This window comes from Pseudoalteromonas phenolica (assembly GCF_005886345.1).
Lineage (GTDB): Bacteria > Pseudomonadota > Gammaproteobacteria > Enterobacterales > Alteromonadaceae > Pseudoalteromonas > Pseudoalteromonas phenolica_A.
Map to the genome: position 1 here is coordinate 42,606 of NZ_PNEC01000032.1, position 23,647 is coordinate 66,252.

Consider the following 23,647-nt stretch of genomic DNA (forward strand, 5'->3'; position numbering starts at 1 on the left):
GAAAACCATGAAAGTCATTTATTTCTCTAGTTTATTGTTCTGTACAGCTTTTAGTGCTGCTGCAAATGAAGTTTCAGCAACAAAATATGACACGCAAGACTTTGTACTTGGTGGTGTTTTTACTCAAGGTATAGAAGGCCCTGCTGTAGATGAAAGCGGGGTGTTGTATGCGGTTAATTATCAAAAACAAGGTACGGTAGGGCGAGTGAGTGAACAAAATCAGGTCGATACTTTGCTTACACTCGCAAACGGTTCAATAGGTAATGGCATTCGATTTGATAGCGCGGGTAACATGTTTATTGTAGATTATGTGAATCATAATATTTTAACCGTGTCATCAGATGCTCTGAAACAAGGCAAAGACGTATCGAGTTTGGTCCGCGTATTTGCTCATGACAGTCGAATGAATCAACCAAATGACATTGCCATCACAGATAAAGGTATTTTATTTGCAAGCGATCCAAACTGGGCGAATAGCACAGGTAATTTATGGCGGATCACCCAAGATGGTAAAGTCACCCTACTAGAAGAGAATATGGGCACGACTAATGGTATTGAAGTTAGCCCCGATAATAAAACTCTCTATGTGAACGAAAGCGTGCAGCGTAAGGTATGGCGCTATGACTTAGACGAAGAGGGGAATATTTCTAATAAGCAATTGCTGATTAGTTTCACTGACTTTGGTTTAGATGGAATGCGCAGCGATAAGCAGGGCAATCTTTACATAGCACGTTACGGAGCAGGGCTGGTAGCGGTTGTTTCACCGACAGGTTTATTGCTCGAGACCATCATTTTAAAAGGTCGGCATCCAACCAATGTCGCATTTGGTGGCAAAGATGGTCGTACTTTGTATATAACTATGCAAAAGCGTGGTGCGATAGAAATGACTCGTGTAAACGGAGTTGGTCGCTTATTTTAGATGGTAGAAAAGGTTTTTTAAGAGTTCATTGCACACCTGTAAATCTCATTGATACTTTACATTGCGCAAAAAATAGCGCAAGTTGGTATCAGTTTGCTTTTCGTTATATAAATAATAAAAGCTTATTTTTAATAAAAATACCAATTCTTAAAATAGTTACTTAATTAAGATGATTGGTATAAAAAGGAGCTTACAATGCAGTTATTTCTTCGCATTTTAGCACTAGCTGGCCTTGTACTGGCTATCACTTTAGGCATTATTTCAGGCACTTGGAAGTATGCGATAGCTACTGCGGCATTAAGCACATTGCTGTTTATTGTGACTTTGAAAAAGCCTGAAAACCCTAGTCGTAAAGTCACTAAAATGGGCAAAGGCACTGATAATACCAATGCCACAAGCATAGCTGGTGCAAGCATAACAGCTCACAACCTTTCAAATGACTCGTCTTGTTCATCTAGTAGTTTTGATAGCGGAGGTGGCGCAGACGGTGGCTGTTAAACTTCATAACAAGGTGCGTTAAATGCTAAATAGACATAACACGGGTTTAGTAATTGTTGACATGCAGGGTAAATTGGCAACTCTAGTGCATGATAGTGAGGTCATGATTGCGCAAACAGTAAAGTTAGTAAAAGCGGCAAAATTACTTGACTTACCTATCGTGTTTTTAGAACAGCTTCCGGAGAAGCTCGGGGCAACCATCCCAGAACTGCAAGCGCATTTGGGTGATATTCCTGCCATAGTAAAAAGTACATTTGATGGCTGTGGCAGCGAAGAGTTTTTACAAGCTATAGATGCTGCCAGTGTCGATAATTGGCTGGTATGTGGTATCGAAGCCCATATTTGCGTATATCAAACGGCGGTGAGCTTAAAACAAAGAGAGTTTGGTGTTGAGCTAGTACAAGATTGTATCTCTTCTAGAACACGTGAAAACAAGGAGCTTGCTTTAAGTAAGTTAAACCAATTAGGAATAGGTTTAACTAGTTTTGAAATGTGTTTATATGAGCTTATAAAAGATGCAAATGACCCCATATTTAAACAAGTGCTACCGCTGGTGAAATGATCAAAAACGATCATTTCCCGTGCTATTTAAGTTATTGATTTTTGTTTTTCTCAGCATCTTCAAAAGTAGGTTTCTAAAGCTGCGTAGCAGTGGGTATAAGACGGCTGACACCCGCTTAGATTTAAACAGCCAGTAATTCATTCTGTTAAAAACACCAGAACGAGAACTTATTAGCGCGAGAGTGTGAATGGCATCCGCACCGTAATAAATTACGCCGCCCATCTTTAATACCATACCTTGATCGATATCGAGCCCAAGTTGAGTAATTTCTTCTAATACTTCGCTATTTTCTCTGGCATTGATAATTTTGAGCTCACCAATACTTTCTCGAATACGAACGACTTGGCAGTAGTTATCACAGGCAGGACAGTCTTTATCGTAAACCAGTAAAATTTCTTCTTTTCTCATAAATTAGCCCACTGTTGCTTTAAGCCGATAAAATGCATTACCCCAAAGGATAAGCAAATGACCGAACTCCAAATCCAAAACTCGCTTGAACGACCCATAGGGTTGTTAATAAAGAAAAATCCAGCCACACCGCGGGCCATGTAAATTAAAGAGATCAAGATTAAAGCGGTTTTTAAAAGCGGCAACTTTATAATAAGACCAGCTGCAGAAAAGGCATAGGCAGACCAAATACAAAGCATGAGCACGATGCCACTGGTAATAAGAGCGGGTTTATTACTGCCTTGCTCTGCAAGTTGTGCCATTTGTTCACCAGCACCAAAAAAGCGATACCAAGGCGCGCCAAAATAAATGCAACCCAGATGCGTAAGTGCGGCGAGGGCACTTAAAGAACCGGCTACTATGAGAAAAATATTCACTCTGAGTCCTTTAAATAATTTTCTTTAAACTTAATGGCTACTTTAACGTGTAACTATTTTGAATACATAAATTGATTTGTAAACAAACATTTCTCACATCATAGACTGTTAATATTTTGGTTCCTCGCTAACTCAACAGTTTCACGTATCTTTTTGATGACCAGGTCGGGGGCATCTTCTGGAATATTATGAGTCGCACCTGTTGCTATGATGTGCTCAGAATTGTTAGAAAGCGCAGCGATGCTTTTTTGCATGCCTTGCCATTTATCGGTAATACTAAAGAATCTCGGGTTATTTGCATAAGCTTGTTTGTCATGACTGATTACCAGCATTTTTAAATTGCCAAAGTCATAGCCGAACGTTTCTAAAGGCGTATAAAAGCCTTTTTCATGTCGATAGCTTGAAAGGACATGTGCGTATCTGAAGCTGCCGTAATATTGGTCAAGTCGTTTTTGCATTGGTGCGTCATAATGTTTGAAAATATTCTTTATATCAGACAACCCTAATGCAGCATTGAGATACTGTAAGTTTTTAACCGAATCAGGAATTGGGTCAAATTCTCCTCGCATAATCTCATGCTGATATTCATGGGCAGAGTCTAAAAAAATGAGTGAAGCCAAGTTAATCTCGTTCTTTGCTGCTGTTCTTCTAGAAATAATGCCACCATATGAGTGTGCGACTAAAACAACAGGCTCGTTGCCAGCTATATGCTTTATCAGTGCAGTTTGCAGTGCTGATTTTTCATTTGTTGTAAAAGTAACTGGCACATTATCACTACCACCATGACCAAGCCTGTCGTAATAGCAGCTGGTAAAGTCATTAGGTAATGCTTTGGTGATGGTACTCCAGCTTTGTTCTGAGTCAGCTGCAAATCCAGTTTCGAAGAAAACAAAAGGCGCGTTATCACCTTTGCATAAATAGCGAACTTGTTTGTTTTGATAAGAGAAGTATTGCCCAGGTAGCTTAATTGTTTGGTGCTGAATAAATGCAACAAGGCGAAGCAAGATATAGATACATAATATGATTGAAAAAGTAAAAAAAGCCTTATTTGATTTTATACGGTGCGCAAATTTTGGCATATGAATTCTTCCCAGAAATTATCATTATTTTTGTATAACGATTCACAGCTTGAAAAGGGGTGAAAATAAATTTGAGAAATTAATTGTATTTTGACACTTCATCAAAGTGTCAAAATACAATAATACTCGGCCAGATTAAGCTACTTTTTCCTTACCAATCAATCTATCAATATCAACCTCGTCAATTTGTGAAGGTGCGAGATGATGTTTGGCATAGTCTAAGTACACACCCGAGGTTAAAAACAGCTCAAAAACATCTGAGTCTATGTGTTGATCTTTGACCATAAACTGCATAATTTTCAGTGACTCTGATAAGGTTTTCGCTTTCTTGTAAGGTCTATCTGAAGCAGTCAATGCTTCGAAAATATCAGCCACAACAAGGATGCGTTCAGGGATCGATAAGTCTTCTTTTTTTAGTTTCCTTGGGTAGCCTGTGCCTATTAAGGTTTCGTGATGGGTTGACGCCCAACGCGGTACATTGGCTAAATCCTCAGGAAATGGCAGGCTATCGAGCATTTTTATGGTGCTTATCATGTGCTCATTGATTCTAAATCGGTCTTCATGCGTAAGTGTGCCGCGAGAGACTGTTAGGTTATAAAGCTCGCCTTTATTACTAAGTAGATCTGGGATGTCCATTTTGATCCCATATTTTTCGGCATACTCAGGCTTGATTGTTCTAGGTTGAAGATGCTCAGTTTTATCATTGAGCAGCATTTCAACACAAGGTAAAGGAGTTTTTAACCCTTGTTTGGCTTCTAGCTCCAATTGCGATAAACCCAGTGTATCGTCAAAGTGGCGCTCCCAAGTTATTAAAGATAACTCTTCAAGACGAGAAACAGCTTCATCACTGAGGTATTCCCCACCTTGATTACATTTTGCAATAAATGCAAAGTCATCTTTTAATTGTTTGAATCTTCTCTCAAGTTCGGTTTTGTAGAACGCTTGAGATTGAGGTTGAAGCTGTGTGTTTTGGTGATAGTCAATGACAGCATCTCGATATAAAACCTCAAAACGCATACGAATTTCATGTATACGATTATAAATCGTTTCTAATTTGGTTGCTTTGTCGACGATATATTCGGGTGTGGTGATTTTGCCACAATCATGCAACCAAGCAGCCATTTTGAATTCACGTTTTTGCTCAGCCGTTTTCAAATTGAAGTCACTAAATATGCCATAGCTGGCCGATGAGGCTGCTTCCGCTAACCTAATACCTATATCTGGCACACGTTTACAGTGGCCAGCAGTATAGGGAGACTTGTCATCAATGGCTTGTGCAATCAGTTCTACAAACGACTCTAATAATTCAGCTTGCTGTTTTTCATGTTTTTTTATTGACGATGACATTTCTGCTAAAGAAGCACCAAGCTGATCAAGTTCTTTGATGTTACTGTGCTCAATAGCAACGTCATCATACTGCCTGCATTTGATTTTCTTGTTCTGTGCCATGAGTTTATGAATTGGCTGCACTATGGGCGCTGAAAATAAGTAAGACAGAGGGAGTAAACAAACAAGGCATGCTGTAGTTAGAAATATAGAAGCTTTAACTTGGTTCAAGCTTTTAGCATAAAGCTGATCTGTGGGCGTGACGATCGCAAAAAAGGTTTCTTGACCATCATTGACTTTCACAGGGCTAACATAGACGTAGGCCTCAGCTTTATCAAGTTTTACTTTAAGCAGTTCATTTTGCAATGAATCATTATCTATTGCATCTAAGAGGACTTTGTGCGGCACAGTAAATGACTGTTTGGTTACATTTAGCATGTTTGATATGGTTAGCCATTTATTTATTAATTGTGCCTCCTGAGAGGGGGAAATACTCGTTATTGCCCGGTTAATAATAGGCACTAAACTTTTTAACTCAGGCTTGAGTAATAAATGCAAAGAAGACGGGAATTCATGAGGCGCAAAAGAGAGAGGCTCATTGACTTTTATTCCATCTATAAAAAACTCTGATTGGGTTTGCAAAAGTGACAATTGGTTGTCAAATCCGGCATCGGCTTTGCCATTCTTAACTGCAAAAAACACCTCTTTGAGAGTATCAACTTCGATTAAAGTTACTTCTGGGAATTGTTTCTTCAATAGGGGAATAATAGACCAGCCTTTTGCTATAGCTAAGGTTTTCCCCTTTAGTTGCTCTATGTTAGTAAACTCCTGAGCATTGGATAGCGTAATAGTCGCGTATGGTAATTCTAAATAGGGGTCTGATAAAATGCCCATTTCTTTATTTTCAGACGTTTTATAAACCGCTTGTAATCCATCGAGTTCATAGTTTTTAAATTTGCCAACGAGTTCAGGCCAAGTAAAACCATTCACAAACTCTATTTCAAGACCGGTCATCTGAGCAATCAGATTCAATTTATCAACTGAATAACCCTTGGGTTGACCAGAAATGGCAAAATCAATTGGGCTCCAATCCTTAGAATTAGATATTTGTAAATTAGGTGCATTTCGGATAATTTCTTTTTCATTTTCTGAGAGTGAAAAATTGTTATATTCGAAACTCGTATTTTCCGTCTTTTGTAGCTGGTTGGTTGCAATGACTTCACCAGTGGCCTGATAAACAAATAAGTCACTTCCTATGACTAGGCTATGTTTCTTTAGATACTTAGTTAAACTAGAAAGCGCAATATCGACACCTATAACAGCTTCCGATGCTCGCATGTTTTTAGAGTAAGTTAACCCAGGTGCTTCGAGAGATTTAAACTGATAAGGTGCTGATTTATATACCTGTTCATAACTTGCGCCCTTGAACCATGGGCGTGCTGTCGGGTCGAATTCATGATATTCACTGTAGCTAGCACGAGGTGATAAGTTTTTATCTAAAAAAGTAATCGTTCTAGTCGGTACTTCTGTATTAGGCGCTATTTCAATTTTTAACCACCTGTCTGAAGCCAAGGCGTTTAATTTAGTTTTAATTTCTTGCGAATTAAGGTTAATAAGTTGCCCGAAATGGCCAGAGGGGTGGCCAATAAAAATAGAATAATAAATAGGATTATTTTCCATTGCTTTGGCAAACATTTGCAGTTGCCCAGTCGATAACCCTTCGATTTGGTTAAAGCTAGTATTCGTAGAAAGTAGCTCGGTTAATCCATTGGCTTGGTGATCAATTGCAGCTAGGTAGTCACGAGTGTATTCTGATGACGTTTGAAACTGCTCAAAGGCATTCTGTTTAGTCTGTTGAGTAGAAAAGTGATATTGCAATAAAATCGCCACACCTGCAGTTATTGTGGTGGCAATGAGAAATATAAAAAAAAGCGTAAATCGAATCGAAAAACGCCAGCTCTTCGGTGAAAGCATGAATACATCCTTGCATGCGTCTCGGTTAAATTATTTCCTAGCTTAGAAAAGGAATGGCAATATTTCCAATTAAAATCTTTAAATTTCCATTCAGTTACCTATAAATAAAGTGTCTATGGGCGGTGTGTTTTAAGATTGATCAAATTAAGAGAATTTTTACATTTCATAAGTAAGTAGGTTGTGAGATTAAGTCAAAAGAGATTTACGAAATTCATTTGTAGCTTAGATGTTTATATAATGAGTTTAATATACTCGAGCCCAATAAATCTATTTACTGGGCCATTTGTGTTAATGATCGGTTATTCAGGAATAAACTCGAAAGATGCGGCGCGAGAAAGGCGGTTATTAACGGCTTGCCAGTCTTCATTCACAGGCGGTGTTTCGACAAAGATTTTAGACGGCGTCAATTTATCTAAGCAGTATAAGTCGTAGTATAGAGCTTTACCATAACCTGCGGCATCGCAGGCTATCTGTTTGATAAGTTCTGGCTGTAAATCTAATGCACTTACCTCGGCTAAAACCTGCTCTGAGTAGGCAAGTATCGCAATGTTTTTGTTGCTTTCATTTTGAATCGCATGAGTAAGCTCAGCGGTTTTAACTAAAGTCACAGGTGCATTTGGCTGGTAGTGTGCTTTTACGTTACCCGGCACCGCTTCGTTATGCTCCATCGGTGTTGTGACTGGTTTACCTAAACATTGTTCAATCTCAGCGGCTGAAATTGGACCTGCGCGCAATACTCTTAACTCATCGGATGTTAAATCTAAAATAGTTGATTCCAGACCATGCTCGCATGCGCCGCCCTCTAATACAGCAGGTATACGCCCCGTCAATTGCACAACTACTTGTTCAGGCACCGTTGGGCTCAATTGCTTATAGCGATTTGCCGAAGGTGCCGCTAATCCTGTATCTAAATCAATTAACACTTTCAGAAACAGCGGGTGAGAGGGCACGCGAAGTGCAATGGTGTCTTTTCCACCGGTTACTGGGTTATTCAGCCCAGCTTTGGTGTTTAAAATAACCGTTAATGGCCCCGGCCAAAATGCGTCTGCGATTTTTTGTAGATCTGAAGGCTTAGAGTCTGCCCAACGAGCAATATGTGTTTCATCGGGAATATGCACGATTAAAGGATGATTTGATGGGCGACCTTTTGCTGCAAATATTTTTGCCACGGCTTCTGGCTGTGTTGCATCCGCGGCAAGGCCGTACACGGTTTCAGTCGGTAGGGCGACACATTCACCTTGTTTAAGCAGCTTAACGGCTTGGGCGATCCCTTCGTCTCCGGTGAGAAGCTCGAGTGTTTCAAATTCATTCATAGGTAAACCTTAAGGATTACAGAGCTGACAATAATAGGGATCGGCAGCGGTTTGTTCGGTATTTTTTAATTCAGTATGGTCGCAGCATTCACAGTGATATTTATGCTGCTTAATTTGTTGTGTTGCAAGGCCGCATTGTTCACAAGGCAAACCTGCAATAGCTTCTTTTACAACAAAATTTTTGGCATTGCACTTAGGGCAAATGGCATTGAGCCTGTTTGCTAAATCGTCTGCAGCTTTACTGATCATCTGCTGGCGAAGCGGGCAGTGCATAGCGCGTAAATCTGGTTCAATTAACGCTTCGGTTAATTGCTTGTCAGCTAAAGTTTCGATCAAGGTTTCGCTACTTAACCCCTTTAAGACTTGCTCATCAAATTTCAGTAACCAACGCTGGCTTTGAAAATGATTGAGCTTTTTTAACAAGGTATCGCGACAAGTCTCACTGTCTACTTGAATACTCGAGATTGCAAAAGGCCCTGAAGCGGTTGCATAAATTGCTTGCCCGGTTGCACGTTCATAAAAACATAAAATCTCGTCATTCCAGTTCACTATGCCCGGGTAAGGACCATTGCCAAAACTCCCTTCGCTGCCCAAACCAAATTCGGCACCGAGCAACTCACACGCCATTTTCGCTTTTTTTAAAGCCGCTTCTTTAGGGCTGAGCGTGCGTTCTATGTCGCCTGCGAATGTGCCTAAGCTATCGGTGTCAAACGCATTGCTTTCAACCACATCAAAGCCAAGCGGCGCGAGTGCGTTTGCGATGCACTTAGATTTATCATGTTTAGTGATAAGTACAGCTTGATTCATTAATGACCCGACCTTAAAACAACTCAATTACCGAAACGAGATTAAAATAGCAAAAGCTCTTATAAATACAGGCTTGAAAAAGGGGCACTATTATACGGTGAGTTGTATAAATTTGTCACTATTTTCGCCTTGCCAGATGGGGAAGTGGGGTGTGTGGTTTTTAAATCTGGCGAAGATGGGTGAAGAAAAGGAGAAACTGGGTGTTTCTCCTTAAATAGCCTGAGCTCAGGTTAAATACGTAAACTTACTTGCCTATCATTTTAGTTGGGCTTTGTGCTGCAAGATACGCAAACACAGCGTAAACCGCTACGTTTTGGTTTAACTTTGCTGGGTCAATTTTATCTAACGTGTCATCAGCAGTGTGGTGGTAGTCAAAATAGTCAGTACCATCTTGATGTAGAGAGAAAATAGGCACGACTTTAGAGTCTTTAAATGGAATTAGATCGGGACCACCAAAAGCATTGTTTCGCGCATCGTATTTAACCCCTAAGTCTTTTAAATGCTTAGCAATCGCACGCACTGTCGGTAATGAGTTTGAAGCGACACGAGATTCAATCGCATAGATACGATCGGCACCAAAATCAGATTCCGCCGCAGCAACAATATTACCCAGCTCGTTTTGATGCTGCTTCACATAAGCTTTTGCACCCCAAAGACCTTGCTCTTCTGCGGCAAATAACACCACGCGTACACTACGTTTGGTGTCAGTCAGCTCACTAATGTGCTTTGCAGCAGCAGTGATTATCGCCACGCCTGCGCCGTCATCAAGTGCGCCTGTGCCTAAATCCCATGAATCTAAATGTGCGCCTAACAGCACGTATTCGTTAGGTTTTTCTGTGCCGGTAAATTCACCAATGACATTGTAAGAAATGCCCATGCCTTTTGATTCAGCTTGTACGTTTAAGTTAACTTCAACTTTGTGACCAAGTTGCAATAAACGCTCAATTTGGTCTGCATCTGGGTTTGCCAGTGCAACGGCAGGAATGGCTTTAATGCCATCTTTATAATGGTTACCGCCAGTGTGTGCAAAACGGTGTTTTGCAGTGCTGACCGAGCGCATCATAAATGCCACTGCGCCTTTTTGGCTGGCAACAACGGCACCCCGGTTACGCGCCTGTACAGCAGGGCCGTAACTGTTGCCGTCTAGGCTGCGGTCCATGCGGTAATTGATAAAAACAATCTTACCTTTTGCGGCATTCTTTGGTGCAGCTTCTAGCTCTTCTAAGGTTTCAAAGATGACAATAGGTGCGCGCGTCCCATCTTTTGGCGTGCTGACACTGTTACCGAGTGCGGTGATGTGAATAGGTTGCTTTGACGGCTGAATAATTTCGGCAGATTCAGAATAACGCAACCAAGCTGGGAATTTAGCTGGCTCTTTCCAAACTTTGTCGAAGCCCAAACGCTTTAGCTCTTTCATCGCCCAGTCTACGGCTTCTAGATCTTTAGGTGTGCCCGCCATACGTGGTCCAACTTCCGTAGTCAGTCTTGCCACAATATCGTAAGCCAATTCGCTATTGAGCGATTTTTGTTTTAATTGTTCAGTTACTTTAATTGTTTGTGCATCAAAGGTGTCGGCGGCAAAAACGTTGGCGCTTAACACCAAGGCTGCCAATAATAACTTTTTCATTTTTATAAGCCTGTTGTAAATATCACCACTATTTTGGAACGTTCTAATCAGGTGTGCAACTATACGCGATGAATCACAAACAGCTTATCGATTTGTGATAAATAAGCCAAACAAAAAAAGCCCCATTCGATTGGGGCTTACTAGGGCGTGTTGACCTTTGCTGTTTGTTTTTGCAGCAGTGAGTTGGGTATTTAGGCCAGGAAGAGGCTGCGTAGCATAGTTGCTCTATGTAAGTCAGCCGATAACGCCGAATAAATGACCAACTCGCGCTGCTCGAAGAGTTCAACCAAAAGCTTCCACTACTTTGTCATTCGCCACTTGCATAACCCATTATGCTTCGTAGCTCATTTCGTGTACTGAAAGCCTTTGATTTGAACAAAATTCATACCTCAAAGATAAACACGCCCTAGGGGAAAATGAGCAAAAAACACTATTTGAATAGTGATAATGGCTCACTAAATTGAGATAAATTAGGAAATACTTGGCTCAATGATGTGTCATTTAGTCCTAACCACTGCCCTAAACTTGCCGCATATTGCTCAATGGATGTTGTAGGGATCAATCGGCCGCCTCCAGCATCAAAATCATGGTCGAGTTCAGATACGGGCACATCACCAAAAATGGTGCCACCATTGACAGCGCCTCCCATGACGAAGTGATGGCTACCCCAACCATGATCGGTTCCATCACCATTGATTGCTAAAGTTCGACCAAAATCAGACGCGGTGAAAAGCGTGACGTTATTACTTAAATTTAAGCTTTCCATGGCGTTATTAAAGGCAACAAGTGCACCGTCTATGTTGCTTTGTAAATTGGGTAAGCTTTGCGCTTGGCCTGAATGGGTGTCAAAGCCACCCATTGCCACGATAAAGATTTGTCGTTTGGTGCCCAGCTCGGTGCGTGTTGCAATACTTTTGCTCACAGTTTCTAATTGCATAGCCAAAGGTGTGGTAGGGAATGGTGGTAATGACACCTCAGTGTTAGCAACGGCGTTGTTAAATTGCTCGTTGGCTGTATAAGAGTCATTCATAAACTTGGCCAAATCTTTTTGTAGCAAGTTATTTGAACTATGGTTTTGCGCACTAAAGTGGGCTATTAGTTGCGCATTATTGTCAAATTCATCTAATGCTCTGATTGTTGCCGCTTCGCCGCCGCTGACATTATAGGGGAAGGTGTTTTCTCCCGTTAGCCATAAAGGGGCTTCATCAGTCGAGATAGCATTAAATGGTGTTTGTTCAGCAAGCCCTTGCGTTACTAATGCATCGCTCATGAGCCCGCCCCAACCAAATTGGGCACCTTCTGTCTGCCCTGATAACCAAGTTGATTGTTGGTCATTATGCGAGAATAGTCGAGCAGGTAGTTTGGCGGTTTTTTGTTTAACCATTTCGGCCGAAATGGGCTCCACCAGTGGCCCTACATTGCCAACAATAGCCAACTTGCCTTGCTGGTATAAATTGGCCATGCCAGATAACTCGGGAGCCAGCGCAAAACTGCGTGTGCCAAATCGAGAGGGCGTATTAATCGGGTTGAGGTTTGCTATGGTGCGTTTCGTTGTATATTGGCTTAGTAAGCTACTTCTGTGGCTTGCCCATGTGTTGTAGCTATCGCTGTCATATGGAATAAGCGTATCGTGGTTATCCATTCCGCCGTATAAGAAAACACATACCAGTGCTTTATAATCTTCATCTTGAGCGTCGGTATTCGCAAGTGCTTGTCCTAATTGCAGCATAGATGTTGCCATCATAGAAGCGCCACTGAATTTTAAGAAATGTCGTCTATTCATGAGAAAGCTCCTATTTTTGAACCAAGTAATCAGGTGATGTCATAACCAGTAAAATGGCCAGTTTTACTCTCAGTAAATAACCCTCTTCATCATTTTCTTCGATGCTACTGATAATAGGCTTTATATCCTCTAGCGTTTTAGCTGAAAGCTGCTCTGCACTGAGGAGTAAATTTAAATGTGCCAGCAGGGCATCAACATCATTGGCTAATGCCAGTTCTTTATCGTAATCCGTAAAAAAGCTATTCACTGCATTGCGAGCATCCAGTCGAATGTTGTTGTCATCAAAGTCGGCTTGTAACTCTTCTACATCAACATCTCCTTGAAGGCCTGCGATATAAAAGGTCATAAAGTTGGTGTATCCGGGGATAGAAGTGGCATTGGTGATCTGAAGCTCAGGAGCGACCAAACCATTGGCGGCTGTTTCAGTACCGGGGGCTGCGTAGCCGGGTCTAAAAAAGTTAAATACACTTTTTGAGCGATATGGGTGCTGGCTTAACATACTTGCAGGGCTGGTATCCCAGAGCATTTCTTGGAATTCAGGTGTGACGTTTTCGATTTCGAATGCGCGTGCCCATTGCGTAAAACGTAAAATCGGCTCTCTAATTTTACCTGAACTAGTACTTGGCTCACCTGTGGCTTCAGGGTCAAATAAAATGGCTGCTAAGGTCGCGGTTAAATCACCTCTTTGCTTATCGCCAACACTAGAACCATCGGGGAGTGTAAATTGACCTTGAGAAAAAGCAGTTGCTACTCTAGTTACATACTCAGCAGTGGGATTCGATGACACCAAACGTTGAATAAGCTGCTTACTAACAAAAGGAGGCATATTTGGATGATTAAAAATATGATCCAGAGCTTGAGTGATTGACGCTTGAGCGCCCGTACCTGCAGCAATTTGCGTTCCTAAAAATGATTTTTCTTTTTCTGAGTGTAATTCAGGGTAAATCGCCATAGGGATCGCAAACTCGTGGCTTTGCGTTTCTTCAGCAGTATCGTGATCAAGATCTAGGCCAGTGAAAACGCGAGCAAGACCGGTAATATCTTCATTACTATACAGTTCAATTTGTTTGCCATCGTCATCTACTTGCTCTGTACCATCTTGATTTAAAGCAACCACACCAAGGGTGAAAAGTTGCAGTAGTTCTCTTGCGTAGTTTTCGTCGGGGACTCTGCCAGTTGTCTCATCGCCTTTCATGTTGCCCATGTAAGTTAAGTAAAAGCCCATCGATGGGGAGTAGGTGACAGCCTCGAGTAATGTTCGGTAATTACCAAATGCATGATTGATTAGGATATCTTGATAGCTTGATACTGCTTCTGGAATGTCTGTGAGTTCTTCACCACCTGCATTTGAAACAACGAGTATTTCTGACAAGGCAAAGGCCATACGCTGTCTTAATTGATCATCTGCTGAGATAGCATGTCGCCAAAAAGCGATGGTTGTTGAACCAACATGAAGTATATCGAATTCATCGTCCTCATTGATTTCAGTCGGGGCATATTCATTGACAACAGGCAGTTTTAAACTCGGTGTAAGCTGAAGTTGCTCTTTAAACCACTTGGAGGCACTTTGACCAGTTAAATTTGTAATATCGGTCGGTGTGACGCCAAAAGTGGCATGCTGAATAAAACGAGAAGTCGAGGTTGCAGTGGCAAAGGTTAGATCGCTCTCTTCACTTGTGTCGTCACCGGTATTGTCGTCGGCATCTTGATCATCAGAGTCATTATCTGCATCGTTATCAGCATCATCATTCTGATCTGAGTCACTATCTGAGCCTGAATCTTCGCTCGAATCATCAGTGTTGTCTTGCCCTGAATTGTCATCAGAGTCGTTGCTGGAGCTTGAGCCACTACTATTATCGACAACTTGTTCTGGTGCCTGAGAGGTTGATTCTGAACCACCAGAGCCACAACCCGTAAGGCTTAAGCAGATCAGAACACAGAGATATTTGAGTTGAATTAGTTTAGTCATTGTTTCTCTCTCGTTACTTAACGATAACTTAAGTGTAGAGCTAAAAACGCTGAGCGTGTTTTACAGTTGTAATACGGCTTTCATACAAAATTGTATGAATTTAAGGCATAGGAATTTCGATATTAAAAACAGCACCTTGCTGCTTATCTAATAAGCATAATTGCGCGTTATGGACATCACAAATTGCCTTCACAATACTTAGACCTAAGCCATTTCCTGGTTTAGAGCGACTAATATCAGCGCGATAGAACTTATCGAAGACTTTATGTTTGTCTTTGTCTGGTATGCCTGGTCCATCATCGCCAATCTGTAGCAGAGCACTTTGAGTGTGGCTTTGTAATCTGATCCAAATCTGCGCATTGTTGTTTGCATATTCAAGTGCATTCTCAAGTAAGTTACACAGCAACTGACTTATTAAATCTCTATCACCATAACATTGCACGCTGGGTACAACTGAGATTTCAAACTGGCGGCCGCTATCTTCAAATACAGGTTGGTAACTGAGGGCCAATTCATTGACCAGCTCTGATAAATTAAACACGGTAAAGCCTTGAATATGCTTGCCTGACTCAATGGCATTTAACCGTACTAAATTGTTAAATGTAGTAATTATATGAGTGAGGTCTTGATTGGCTTTCTCGAGGTGAAAATGCAGCGCGTGAGCATCCTCAATATCTTGATACATAGATTGCAGTCGGTTTGATACACGAGATAGGGGGGTCTTTAAATCATGAGCAATCCCGACCGACATAGTTTTCATATTATTATGCAAGTGCACAATTTCATCTAACATGGTATTGATTGATTGGCCAAGCGCTTGCCATTGTGGATTAGTCGTCTCTACTTTAATTCTTGCTGAATCAGGTGCTTGTGCAACGGCATCAAGCTGGCCAATAATCGCTTGAATTGGTTTTGAATCTCGACGTGTAATAATGGCAAATAAAATACATAAGATAAGCCAGCTAAGCGGTATAAACCAAGCAAGCAATTTATAGGCAAAAACTCCATTCAGTCTTTGTGTTTCTTCTTGTTTTTGCCAAAAGTGAGCATATGCATACTCATTAAAATATAATGTTGTGGTGAGCACTTGAATAGGTGCGTCGTCTTCTAAACTCAGTGTGAACCAAGTTGGGGTATCAGCTGTGGGTAAATCGGTGTCGGCACCAAGCATGAGTTTGCCGTCTCGAAAGCCTGCAACTAGCCAACCTTCTTCTAATAAGTGTGTCTTTGCTTCATTATCAGTCCATTTAGGTCGATGTGTCAGCTCAAGCTCTTTTAAGATGGCACGAGGACCTTGCTCTTCATAGATATGCTCTATTTCTTCAGCATTCTCAGCAAACTCAGCCTTTTGATCGCGCTTATCAAACCAGAGCGACGTTTCTATCAAGGTGAATATTAAAATAAGTAATGCAAACCAAGACAATGTGCTTAGTTTTAAAGTTTGCACGATTTGATGTTTATTCAGCATCTTGTTGCCTCGACAATAAGTAGCCACAACCACGTACGGTTTTGATCATATCGAAAACAAAGGGTTTATCTATTTTATTTCTAAGTCTAGACACATGAGTTTGAACAAGGCTGGTTTTCGGATCAAAGCTAAACCCCCATACTTGCTCTAACAGCATGGTTTTAGTGATAAGTTGCTCGGGGTTTTGCATCATAAACTCAAGGATTTGGTATTCTTTTGGCATGAGCTCAATTTCTTTTCCTGCCCTGAATACTTGCCGAGTGGTTCGTTCAAGTTTGAGTTCACCAATGCAAATTTCAAGGCTGCTTTCTTTTAGAGGTTGGCGCCGGGCAAGGGCTTTAACTCGAGCATAAAGCTCCGAAAAAGCAAACGGCTTAACTAAATAGTCATCAGCGCCGGCATCTAACCCTGCAACTCTATCAGATGTGTCACTGAGCGCCGTAAGCATGATGATAGGAATGGTAACTTTGCTTGCACGCAGAATGCGAACGGCATCAAGGCCATCCATATTAGGCAGTAATCTATCGAATATGATGACATCAAATTCACTTGACGATGCTAACAGCATAGCCTGTTCAGCATTATCACAATGTTGAACTATTTCACCATGTTGCTGTAGCCCTTTGCTGATAAATTCAGCTGTATCTAAATCGTCTTCAACTAATAAGATGTTCATAACGCTCTGAAAGAAATATATTACCTTTTAAGCATATCTTATTTATTGAGTTTTGATTCATACAATTTTGTAAGCTAACTTTGAATGTTTTTGAAATTGAAGTTTATGCGAGAAACGGGTTTTTTCTTCACATTAAAACAGCAGTTTACATCTCATAAGTTTGTATTCATTATAGGTGTTTGTTGAAGTTTAAAGGAGTAAACCAATGATCCGCCTTGCAAATCTAGAAGATCTTCCACAAGTGCTCAACTTATACCGAGAACTACGTCCGCACGACCCCGAGCTTGAAAAGTCTTTTTCAGAGCAGGTATGGACAGAGATGATGCGTTGTCCAGAAACACATATAGTGGTGGCAGATATCGAAGGGGAGTTAGCTGCAACTTGCGCGCTGGGTTTAAATAAGAGTATTGCAAATGGTGGGCGACCTTTTGCCATTATTGAACATGTGATCACCGCAGAAAAATTTCGCCGTCGTGGATTAAGTCAACAAGTACTCGAGTTTGGCATTCAAAAAGCGTGGGTGCTAAATTGCTACAAAGTCATGTTGCTTTCGGGTGAGAACCTGACTGGCGCGCACCGAGTATATGAGTCGGTCGGTTTTAAAGCGGGTATCGAGAAGGGCTTTGTGATTAAAGCGCCAAAAAAATAAGAAAATAAATGAACAAAACAATATTAGTTACTGAAAGACTTACCTTAGCCCCTTTAAATGAAAGTGATAAACCTCTTTTTATTGAGTTATGTATGGACCCTGAGGTGATGGAACACTGTTATGATCCTAGCACGTTAGAAGAAGCCGAGGCTGGCTTTGAGGCTTTAGCTCAGCCGTGGGATAGAAACAGCCATGATTGGTTATGCTTTGGGATAACTGAAACAAACACAGGCGATAAGGTTGGCAATATCTCAATCAAAATACTTGATCACAAAACAAGAGCAGCTGAATTTGGATTTTTATTGAGTCCAAATAAACAGGGCAGAGGGTATGCTTTTGAGGCGCTTGAAGCTTTGGTTAAATTTGCCGTTACTGCGTTAGACATTCAAACACTGATTGCAATATGCTCGGTAAATAATGTGTCATCTATAAGACTGCTAGAAAAGAGTGGTTTTATAAGAACCGCTAAGCTGAAAAATAATGTTGTCATAAATTCTAAGTATATTGATGATTATCGTTATGAGAGAGCAGTAAGTTAACGTTTAAATTATCTGAATACCCCCATCTTTTTAATGTTTTTTATTTCACTCAAGTTGAATTTCTATTCAATGCGGCATCGGTGAAACGTGTAATCTTTTAGACTATTTCAAATCATATAAACATACCTTATTACTCTGGGTTATAACAATTTAGTAACAAATTTTGTGCAGCTGTAATTAAGTTAGTACAAACTTTGTTCAAGCTCTGTGTATCTAGACGTATATACGTATCTATATCTATGTAATGAAATTTTTACAGCTGAAATCGTTACGATTAGAGCTTTTGCACCTAAAATAAAAACAAATTGACAGCGCTGGACATTTGCTCTTTCCTTGTTGCTTGTAAACGGGTTGTTAACCGTTTGCGCACCTAAACAACAAGATAAGGCATCGCCATGAAAGCAAGACTAAATAAAACAACACAAGCTTTAATTTTTTGCGGTACGTTGGTCCCAACGGTATATGCTTCGGGTTCATTACCTGAAGTTTTAGGGGAGAATTTTGATCAAGAGCAGCGTTACATTGTGACGTTGAAAAAAGAAAATCAAGCAGTGGCTTTACCATTTAAATTAAGCCCAATGCAAGCTAAGCAGCTTCAGTTTAACCGTCTACAATCGGTTGCTGATGATGTTGCTGCCGAAGCTGTTCAAGTTTTACCATCGATTAATGCAGTGTCAGTTGAGTTGACATTACAACAAAGAATGCAAATTGCGTCTCGTTCAGATGTTGTATCAATTGAAGTGGATCCTAAGCGTCATTTGCTAGCTGAGAGCACGCCTTACGGTATTGGCATGGTGCAAGCTAACCAGCTGAGCGACAACATGTCGGGTAACCGTAAAGTTTGTATTATGGATACAGGTTACACGCTTAACCACCCAGATCTTCCATCGACTGGGATCACAGGTGACGACGGCTACGGCAGTAATGATACTGGTAACTGGTATAACGATGGCAACGGTCACGGTACACATGTAGCGGGCACGATTGCGGCCATTGGTGGTAATGGTCAAGGTGTTGTGGGTGTTAACCCATCGGGTCAGCTTGGTCTTCACATTGTTAAAGTATTCAATGACTCAGGCCGCTGGGCATATGGTTCTGACTTAATTAAAGCCATTGAGCAATGTCAGCAAGCTGGCGCAAACATCACCAGTATGAGTTTAGGTGGTTCTGGCCAATCATCAGCTGAACGTCAAGCATTTGCGAATAGTTATGCGCAGGGTATGTTACATATTGCAGCAGCGGGTAACGATGGTAACAGCTCAATGAGTTATCCAGCATCTTATGACGCAGTTGTATCTGTTGCCGCGGTTGATAGCAGTGAGAGCAAAGCGTCGTTCTCGCAATATAACAGTCAAGTTGAGATTGCAGCACCGGGTGTTAATGTAAACTCGACTTGGAATAACAACGGCTATAAAAGTATAAGTGGTACCTCGATGGCAACCCCACACGTATCGGGTGTCGCTGCATTGGTATGGAGTCACTTCCCAAATTGTTCTAACCAACAAGTTCGTGATGCGCTTAATGCGACAGCAAAAGATAAGGGCAGTGCGGGCCGAGATACTTCTTATGGTTACGGTATTGTTCAAGCAAAAGCGGCTTATGATTATCTAGCTAACTCAAGCTGTGGTGGTGGCACAGGTGATACAGCGCCAGTGGCATCATTTACTGCGGCAGTGAATGGTAAAACAGTTCAGTTTACTGATGGTTCATCAGACGATAAAGGTATCTCTAGTTATGCTTGGCAGTTTGGTGATGGCGCAACCAGTTCACAGCAAAACCCAAGTCACACTTATAGCGGAACAGGTGATTTCACGGTTAAGCTAACTGTAACAGACACAGCTGGTCAAACAGCGAGTAAGTCTTCTGTTGTCAGCATTACAGATGGTAACACTGGTGGTTGTAATGGTGTTGCAGCATGGTCGGCAACTAAGTCATACCGTGCAGGCGACAAAGTGTCTTACAACGGTTATCAGTACGAAGCAACTTGGTGGTCAACAGGTGCACAGCCTAATGTATTCACGAATGTTTGGAAAAAATTAGGCAAGTGTAGTGGCTCTGGTGGCGGTGACAACCAGGCGCCAGTATCAGCGTTCTCATTCAATACTAACGGTTTGAGCGTATCATTCACTCAGCAAGCAACGGATGATAAAGGTGTAGCGTCTTATGCATGGAACTTCGGAGATGGTCGTTCAAGTTCACTTGCTAACCCGTCACACAGCTATGTACAAGCAGGTTCTTACTCAGTAAGCCTAGAAGTAACCGACGCTGAGGGCTTATCTCACCGTGTATCTAAGACAGTCAATGTATCATCAGATTCAAATGCTGGCTGTAATGGTGTACCAGCTTGGACAGCCGGCGCAGTGTTCTTACCTGATGCACAAACATCGCTAAATGGTCGTTTATATCAGGCTAAGTGGTGGAACCAAGGTCAAAATCCAGAACAGTTCTCAGGTCCATGGGACGTTTGGACTGATAAAGGTTTATGCCAACAATAAGAGTTTCAATTAAGTAATTCCCACACTTTGTTTTACAAAGGCAATTTAGGTAACTAAATTGCCTTTTTTCATACCCTACCATTATTTCTGCCTTCATTTTTCGTACTCATTGTTATGACAAGCTATGTTTAATAAAAAAGCAGAATACTTAAACTTATGAAATGGTTGAAACATATTGATGATAGCTTTGATGCATTGCTGACAGATTGCTATCAGCAGCGCGAAATGGAAATGGAAAACCACATCAACAAAATTCGTTTTTTTGGTTTGATGGCGCTGTTTTTACTTGAACTACTGGTCGGTACGCTCAGTCAGGGACTGGATTTAATTTTAATCGGTGTCGATCTTGGGTCGATGGTTATAACAGCAGGTTGGTGTTGGCTAGTTCGGCACTGGGCAACCACAGGCAGTTATAAGCCTTGGCTCAAGTATGTATCTATTTTATTCGATTATGTGATTATTTTAGGGATCACATTAGAAATGGAATATTTGGCCGAAATAGGGCACTTCTTACGCGATCTACATCAAACACAATTTGAATTGATGCTGATCAGCGCGCTAATCCTATTTAACGTCATGAGTGCATTCAGGCAAGGTCGTGTGATTATTTACTTTTCAACGCTGTGTTGTTTAGCTGCGACAACGCTTATTTTAGAGCACAGCCAGACTGACCGAACCATAGAGATCCACGAACAGATCATCGTGTTATTCTCGGGGTTACTCGCGTGGTCAATTTCTCATTACATTACTAATACATATACACGCTTGCGTCATCGCGAAAGATTATTACGCTATTTGCCTGAAAAGCTGGTTAGCGCGGTTGAAACCGGTGCCGTTGACATAGAGCCGGGCGGTGAGCGCCGAGAAGTAACGATTTTGATGGCCGATATTCGTAATTTCACCACCTTATGTGAACGCAATGAACCAGAGGTAGTTACTCGTATTCTAAATCGTTATTTCTCAGCCATGAGTAATCCTATTTTTAAACATGATGGCATGATAGATAAATTTATCGGTGACGCGATTATGGCTGTGTTTGGTGCACCACAAGCAGGAATGAATAGCGCTCAATGTGCAATAGATGCAGCTAAGGGCATGCTTGAAGAATTGATTGAGTTAAATAAGCAATTTGCCGAGCAGGGCCTTCCACAGCTTGAAATTGGCATTGGTATTCACAGTGGTGAAGCCATTGCAGGTAATGTGGGGAGTTTGAGTTGTATGGATTACACCGTGATTGGTGACACAGTTAATGTCGCAGCGAGAATAGAGAGCAAGACCAAAGAGCTTGGGCAAGTATTACTTGTCAGTGAAGACACCGCAGAAAAATCAGAGATGTCGGATTTAGCTTGGGTTGCGGATGTAAAACTCAAAGGCCGAGATAAAACAGTCAATGTCTATTCTTTTCTATGAACATCATTTAAATACTTTTCTACATGACTTTAAGGGGAGCTAAGCTCCCCTTGTGTTCAAATTCGCGTGCTGATTGCCAGATTACAATTTGTGCAGTTTGGCTTCGCCTGAATTAACATACAGGGTTCTATCAACGAATGACTGGTTATTTTTAAAACCAACAATTGGTACATGGTGCCATTGAGAAGTGAGTTTGTCTTGCTTGATGTTAAGGGTGACAAAACCTCGGTTTTTAAGGTCAACATAACGAATATGTGGGTTTTCTGGTTTTAGGATATTGCCGACATCTCCCACTATTTGCTGCAAACCCGGTACAGGAATTGACGGCGAAGTGACAGAAGGTGTAACAATTTCAACGGCAAGTGCACCATCATGGGTAAAGCGATTATATTCACGCCAGTCGTATGGGTTTTTAGCAATATCGGCAGCCCAAGATGAGTGTACATCGCCAGTTAAGAACACCACATTTTTAATGTCTCTTTGTTCAACAAAGTTAAGTAGTCTGTCTCGAGCGGCAGGATAGCCATCCCATGCATCAGCGTTAATGGGTTTACCAAACATCTGAATTTGCATAATTTGCACTTGTTGACCAATTAAATTCCACTTCACGCCATTATTTTTGGCATCGAGCAGGTTGTCTTCTAACCATTGCTCTTGCTCAAAGCCCAATAAAGTTCGCATAGGATCAAGGCGCGCATCGTCTTTCACATCGACTTGCTCATCGCGACCAACATAACGGGTATCGAGCATATTTAAATGCAGCAACTGGCCAAATTCGAATTTGCGATACGCCTTTTCACGGTTACCACTTTGAGGCTCTCGAATAGGCATCCACTCATAATATGCTTGAATGGCTGCATTGGCACGGGTTTGCCAGTCGCCTTCATTGTCATTATGGTTTTGCGCACCGCCACGCCAAGTGTCATTGGTAAACTCATGATCATCCCAAATACAGATCATAGGGTGGGTTTGGTGCAGGGTTTGTAAATCTTCATCTGTTTTATACGTCGCATGACGTAAGCGGTAATCATTGAGTGACACCATCTCATGTTTTGGCTCTACCAGCCTCTTCCATAATAACGGGTTACGGTAAACATCTTCGTTACCGTACTCATATAAATAGTCGCCTAGGTGTAAAACTGCATCGAGATCATCCATTTCTGCGATGCGAGCATAGACGTTAAAATAGCCATAGCTAAAGTGTGAACAAGATGTCATCGCTAGCTTTACTTCAGACACATCATATTGAGGTAAAGTCTTGGTGCGACCGACTGGCGATACAACAGGCTCATCGAGCTCTTCGATGATAAAGCGATAGTAATAAATGCTATCAGCATTTAAACCTGTGACATCGACTTTAACGGTAAAATCTCGATCTATACTGGTTTCAACCTTGCCTTCAGTTTCGATAGTCGCGAATGAAGATGATGTTGATACTTGCCAGCGCACAGACAATACCAGGCTGTTGATATCGACAACTTGAGTGATTTCCTCAGGAATGGTGACTCGAGTCCAAATGATCACCGCATCATGGAGCGGATCACCACTGGCAACGCCATGGCTGAAAGGGTTGGTTTTAAACGTACAACCCGAGAGTGTTAAACTCATTGGCATCACGCTCAGTAGAGCTGATCCTTTCAAAAAACTTCGACGTGAAATAGACATAAGTAATTACTCTAAAAAAAGGGAGCGCTAGAATTAACACGTAAAAGTTACAAAAATGTTAATT

Annotated in this window: 19 protein-coding genes; 7 read left to right on the forward strand and 12 right to left on the reverse strand. The window is 41.4% G+C overall.

Annotated elements, in window-relative coordinates; translation table 11 throughout:
- The first annotated feature begins 7 nt into the window (after window positions 1-7).
- The 3 genes from CWB72_RS12475 to CWB72_RS12485 all read left to right on the forward strand — a co-directional run bounded on the left by CWB72_RS12475 (window position 8) and on the right by CWB72_RS12485 (window position 1,979).
- On the forward strand, window positions 8-919 hold the full coding sequence (locus CWB72_RS12475) for an SMP-30/gluconolactonase/LRE family protein (RefSeq protein ID WP_138631823.1): 912 nt from the start codon (window positions 8-10) through the stop codon (window positions 917-919).
- A 195-nt stretch (window positions 920-1,114) separates the two neighbouring features.
- Window positions 1,115-1,417 carry a hypothetical protein gene (locus tag CWB72_RS12480; RefSeq protein ID WP_138631825.1) on the forward strand — a complete coding sequence of 101 codons (303 nt, stop codon included), beginning with the start codon at window positions 1,115-1,117 and terminating at the stop codon, window positions 1,415-1,417.
- A 22-nt stretch (window positions 1,418-1,439) separates the two neighbouring features.
- On the forward strand, window positions 1,440-1,979 hold the full coding sequence (locus tag CWB72_RS12485; RefSeq protein WP_138631827.1) for a hydrolase: 540 nt from the start codon (window positions 1,440-1,442) through the stop codon (window positions 1,977-1,979).
- Here the strand turns inward: CWB72_RS12485 and CWB72_RS12490 are convergent, their stop codons facing one another.
- The 11 genes from CWB72_RS12490 to CWB72_RS12540 form a co-directional block, all read right to left on the reverse strand.
- A complete protein-coding gene (locus CWB72_RS12490; protein ID WP_138631829.1) occupies window positions 1,980-2,387 on the reverse strand; it encodes a DCC1-like thiol-disulfide oxidoreductase family protein in 408 nt (135 codons plus the stop codon).
- Entirely contained in the window at window positions 2,384-2,803 is a 420-nt protein-coding gene (locus tag CWB72_RS12495; protein WP_138631831.1) for a hypothetical protein, read from the reverse strand. Before CWB72_RS12495 ends, CWB72_RS12490 begins: the two co-directional genes overlap by 4 nt.
- A 98-nt stretch (window positions 2,804-2,901) precedes the next feature.
- On the reverse strand, window positions 2,902-3,882 hold the full coding sequence (locus CWB72_RS12500) for an alpha/beta fold hydrolase (protein WP_138631833.1): 981 nt from the start codon (window positions 3,880-3,882) through the stop codon (window positions 2,902-2,904).
- A gap of 135 nt (window positions 3,883-4,017) precedes the next feature.
- Window positions 4,018-7,182, reverse strand: a complete 3,165-nt coding sequence (locus CWB72_RS12505) for an HD domain-containing phosphohydrolase (protein WP_138631835.1) — start codon at window positions 7,180-7,182, stop codon at window positions 4,018-4,020.
- Between the two features lie 299 nt (window positions 7,183-7,481).
- Window positions 7,482-8,495, reverse strand: a complete 1,014-nt coding sequence (locus CWB72_RS12510) for an L-threonylcarbamoyladenylate synthase (protein WP_138631837.1) — start codon at window positions 8,493-8,495, stop codon at window positions 7,482-7,484.
- A 9-nt stretch (window positions 8,496-8,504) separates the two neighbouring features.
- Entirely contained in the window at window positions 8,505-9,302 is a 798-nt protein-coding gene (locus tag CWB72_RS12515; RefSeq protein ID WP_138631839.1) for a DUF6671 family protein, read from the reverse strand.
- A 244-nt stretch (window positions 9,303-9,546) separates the two neighbouring features.
- Window positions 9,547-10,929: a M20/M25/M40 family metallo-hydrolase gene (locus CWB72_RS12520; RefSeq protein ID WP_138631841.1), complete on the reverse strand. Its 1,383-nt coding sequence runs from the start codon at window positions 10,927-10,929 to the stop codon at window positions 9,547-9,549.
- A gap of 430 nt (window positions 10,930-11,359) precedes the next feature.
- On the reverse strand, window positions 11,360-12,712 hold the full coding sequence (locus CWB72_RS12525) for a DUF1501 domain-containing protein (RefSeq protein WP_138631843.1): 1,353 nt from the start codon (window positions 12,710-12,712) through the stop codon (window positions 11,360-11,362).
- Window positions 12,713-12,722: 10 nt separating this feature from the next.
- Entirely contained in the window at window positions 12,723-14,681 is a 1,959-nt protein-coding gene (locus CWB72_RS12530) for a DUF1800 domain-containing protein (RefSeq protein ID WP_138631845.1), read from the reverse strand.
- 100 nt (window positions 14,682-14,781) lie between these two features.
- Window positions 14,782-16,149 (reverse strand): sensor histidine kinase, encoded by a 1,368-nt coding sequence (locus tag CWB72_RS12535; RefSeq protein ID WP_138565982.1) that lies wholly within the window; start codon window positions 16,147-16,149, stop codon window positions 14,782-14,784.
- Window positions 16,139-16,825: a response regulator transcription factor gene (locus CWB72_RS12540; RefSeq protein ID WP_138631847.1), complete on the reverse strand. Its 687-nt coding sequence runs from the start codon at window positions 16,823-16,825 to the stop codon at window positions 16,139-16,141. The genes CWB72_RS12535 and CWB72_RS12540 overlap by 11 nt, the downstream gene beginning before the upstream one ends.
- A gap of 205 nt (window positions 16,826-17,030) precedes the next feature.
- Between CWB72_RS12540 and CWB72_RS12545 the strand changes: the two genes are divergently transcribed.
- The 4 genes from CWB72_RS12545 to CWB72_RS12560 all read left to right on the forward strand — a co-directional run bounded on the left by CWB72_RS12545 (window position 17,031) and on the right by CWB72_RS12560 (window position 21,918).
- Complete coding sequence (locus CWB72_RS12545) at window positions 17,031-17,474, forward strand: GNAT family N-acetyltransferase (RefSeq protein ID WP_138631849.1); 444 nt, start codon at window positions 17,031-17,033, stop codon at window positions 17,472-17,474.
- Between the two features lie 8 nt (window positions 17,475-17,482).
- Window positions 17,483-18,013, forward strand: a complete 531-nt coding sequence (locus CWB72_RS12550; protein WP_138631851.1) for a GNAT family N-acetyltransferase — start codon at window positions 17,483-17,485, stop codon at window positions 18,011-18,013.
- A gap of 395 nt (window positions 18,014-18,408) precedes the next feature.
- A complete protein-coding gene (locus tag CWB72_RS21150; RefSeq protein WP_138631853.1) occupies window positions 18,409-20,508 on the forward strand; it encodes a S8 family serine peptidase in 2,100 nt (699 codons plus the stop codon).
- A 156-nt stretch (window positions 20,509-20,664) separates the two neighbouring features.
- Window positions 20,665-21,918: an adenylate/guanylate cyclase domain-containing protein gene (locus CWB72_RS12560; protein ID WP_138631855.1), complete on the forward strand. Its 1,254-nt coding sequence runs from the start codon at window positions 20,665-20,667 to the stop codon at window positions 21,916-21,918.
- Window positions 21,919-21,999: 81 nt separating this feature from the next.
- Here the strand turns inward: CWB72_RS12560 and CWB72_RS12565 are convergent, their stop codons facing one another.
- Complete coding sequence (locus CWB72_RS12565) at window positions 22,000-23,526, reverse strand: alkaline phosphatase D family protein (protein ID WP_240701019.1); 1,527 nt, start codon at window positions 23,524-23,526, stop codon at window positions 22,000-22,002.
- Between the last annotated feature and the right edge of the window lie 121 nt (window positions 23,527-23,647).

Excerpts from the sequence above, each read along its gene's own strand:
- CWB72_RS21150 (WP_138631853.1), top strand. The coding sequence starts at position 18,409 with ATGAAAGCAAGACTAAATAAAACAACACAAGCTTTAATTTTTTGCGGT.
- CWB72_RS12485 (WP_138631827.1), top strand. The coding sequence starts at position 1,440 with ATGCTAAATAGACATAACACGGGTTTAGTAATTGTTGACATGCAGGGT.
- CWB72_RS12525 (WP_138631843.1), bottom strand. The coding sequence starts at position 12,712 with ATGAATAGACGACATTTCTTAAAATTCAGTGGCGCTTCTATGATGGCA.
- CWB72_RS12475 (WP_138631823.1), top strand. The coding sequence starts at position 8 with ATGAAAGTCATTTATTTCTCTAGTTTATTGTTCTGTACAGCTTTTAGT.
- CWB72_RS12530 (WP_138631845.1), bottom strand. The coding sequence starts at position 14,681 with ATGACTAAACTAATTCAACTCAAATATCTCTGTGTTCTGATCTGCTTA.
- CWB72_RS12505 (WP_138631835.1), bottom strand. The coding sequence starts at position 7,182 with ATGCTTTCACCGAAGAGCTGGCGTTTTTCGATTCGATTTACGCTTTTT.
- CWB72_RS12550 (WP_138631851.1), top strand. The coding sequence starts at position 17,483 with ATGAACAAAACAATATTAGTTACTGAAAGACTTACCTTAGCCCCTTTA.
- CWB72_RS12565 (WP_240701019.1), bottom strand. The coding sequence starts at position 23,526 with ATGAGTTTAACACTCTCGGGTTGTACGTTTAAAACCAACCCTTTCAGC.
- CWB72_RS12500 (WP_138631833.1), bottom strand. The coding sequence starts at position 3,882 with ATGCCAAAATTTGCGCACCGTATAAAATCAAATAAGGCTTTTTTTACT.
- CWB72_RS12480 (WP_138631825.1), top strand. The coding sequence starts at position 1,115 with ATGCAGTTATTTCTTCGCATTTTAGCACTAGCTGGCCTTGTACTGGCT.
- CWB72_RS12510 (WP_138631837.1), bottom strand. The coding sequence starts at position 8,495 with ATGAATGAATTTGAAACACTCGAGCTTCTCACCGGAGACGAAGGGATC.
- CWB72_RS12490 (WP_138631829.1), bottom strand. The coding sequence starts at position 2,387 with ATGAGAAAAGAAGAAATTTTACTGGTTTACGATAAAGACTGTCCTGCC.
- CWB72_RS12560 (WP_138631855.1), top strand. The coding sequence starts at position 20,665 with ATGAAATGGTTGAAACATATTGATGATAGCTTTGATGCATTGCTGACA.
- CWB72_RS12520 (WP_138631841.1), bottom strand. The coding sequence starts at position 10,929 with ATGAAAAAGTTATTATTGGCAGCCTTGGTGTTAAGCGCCAACGTTTTT.
- CWB72_RS12545 (WP_138631849.1), top strand. The coding sequence starts at position 17,031 with ATGATCCGCCTTGCAAATCTAGAAGATCTTCCACAAGTGCTCAACTTA.
- CWB72_RS12515 (WP_138631839.1), bottom strand. The coding sequence starts at position 9,302 with ATGAATCAAGCTGTACTTATCACTAAACATGATAAATCTAAGTGCATC.
- CWB72_RS12535 (WP_138565982.1), bottom strand. The coding sequence starts at position 16,149 with ATGCTGAATAAACATCAAATCGTGCAAACTTTAAAACTAAGCACATTG.
- CWB72_RS12540 (WP_138631847.1), bottom strand. The coding sequence starts at position 16,825 with ATGAACATCTTATTAGTTGAAGACGATTTAGATACAGCTGAATTTATC.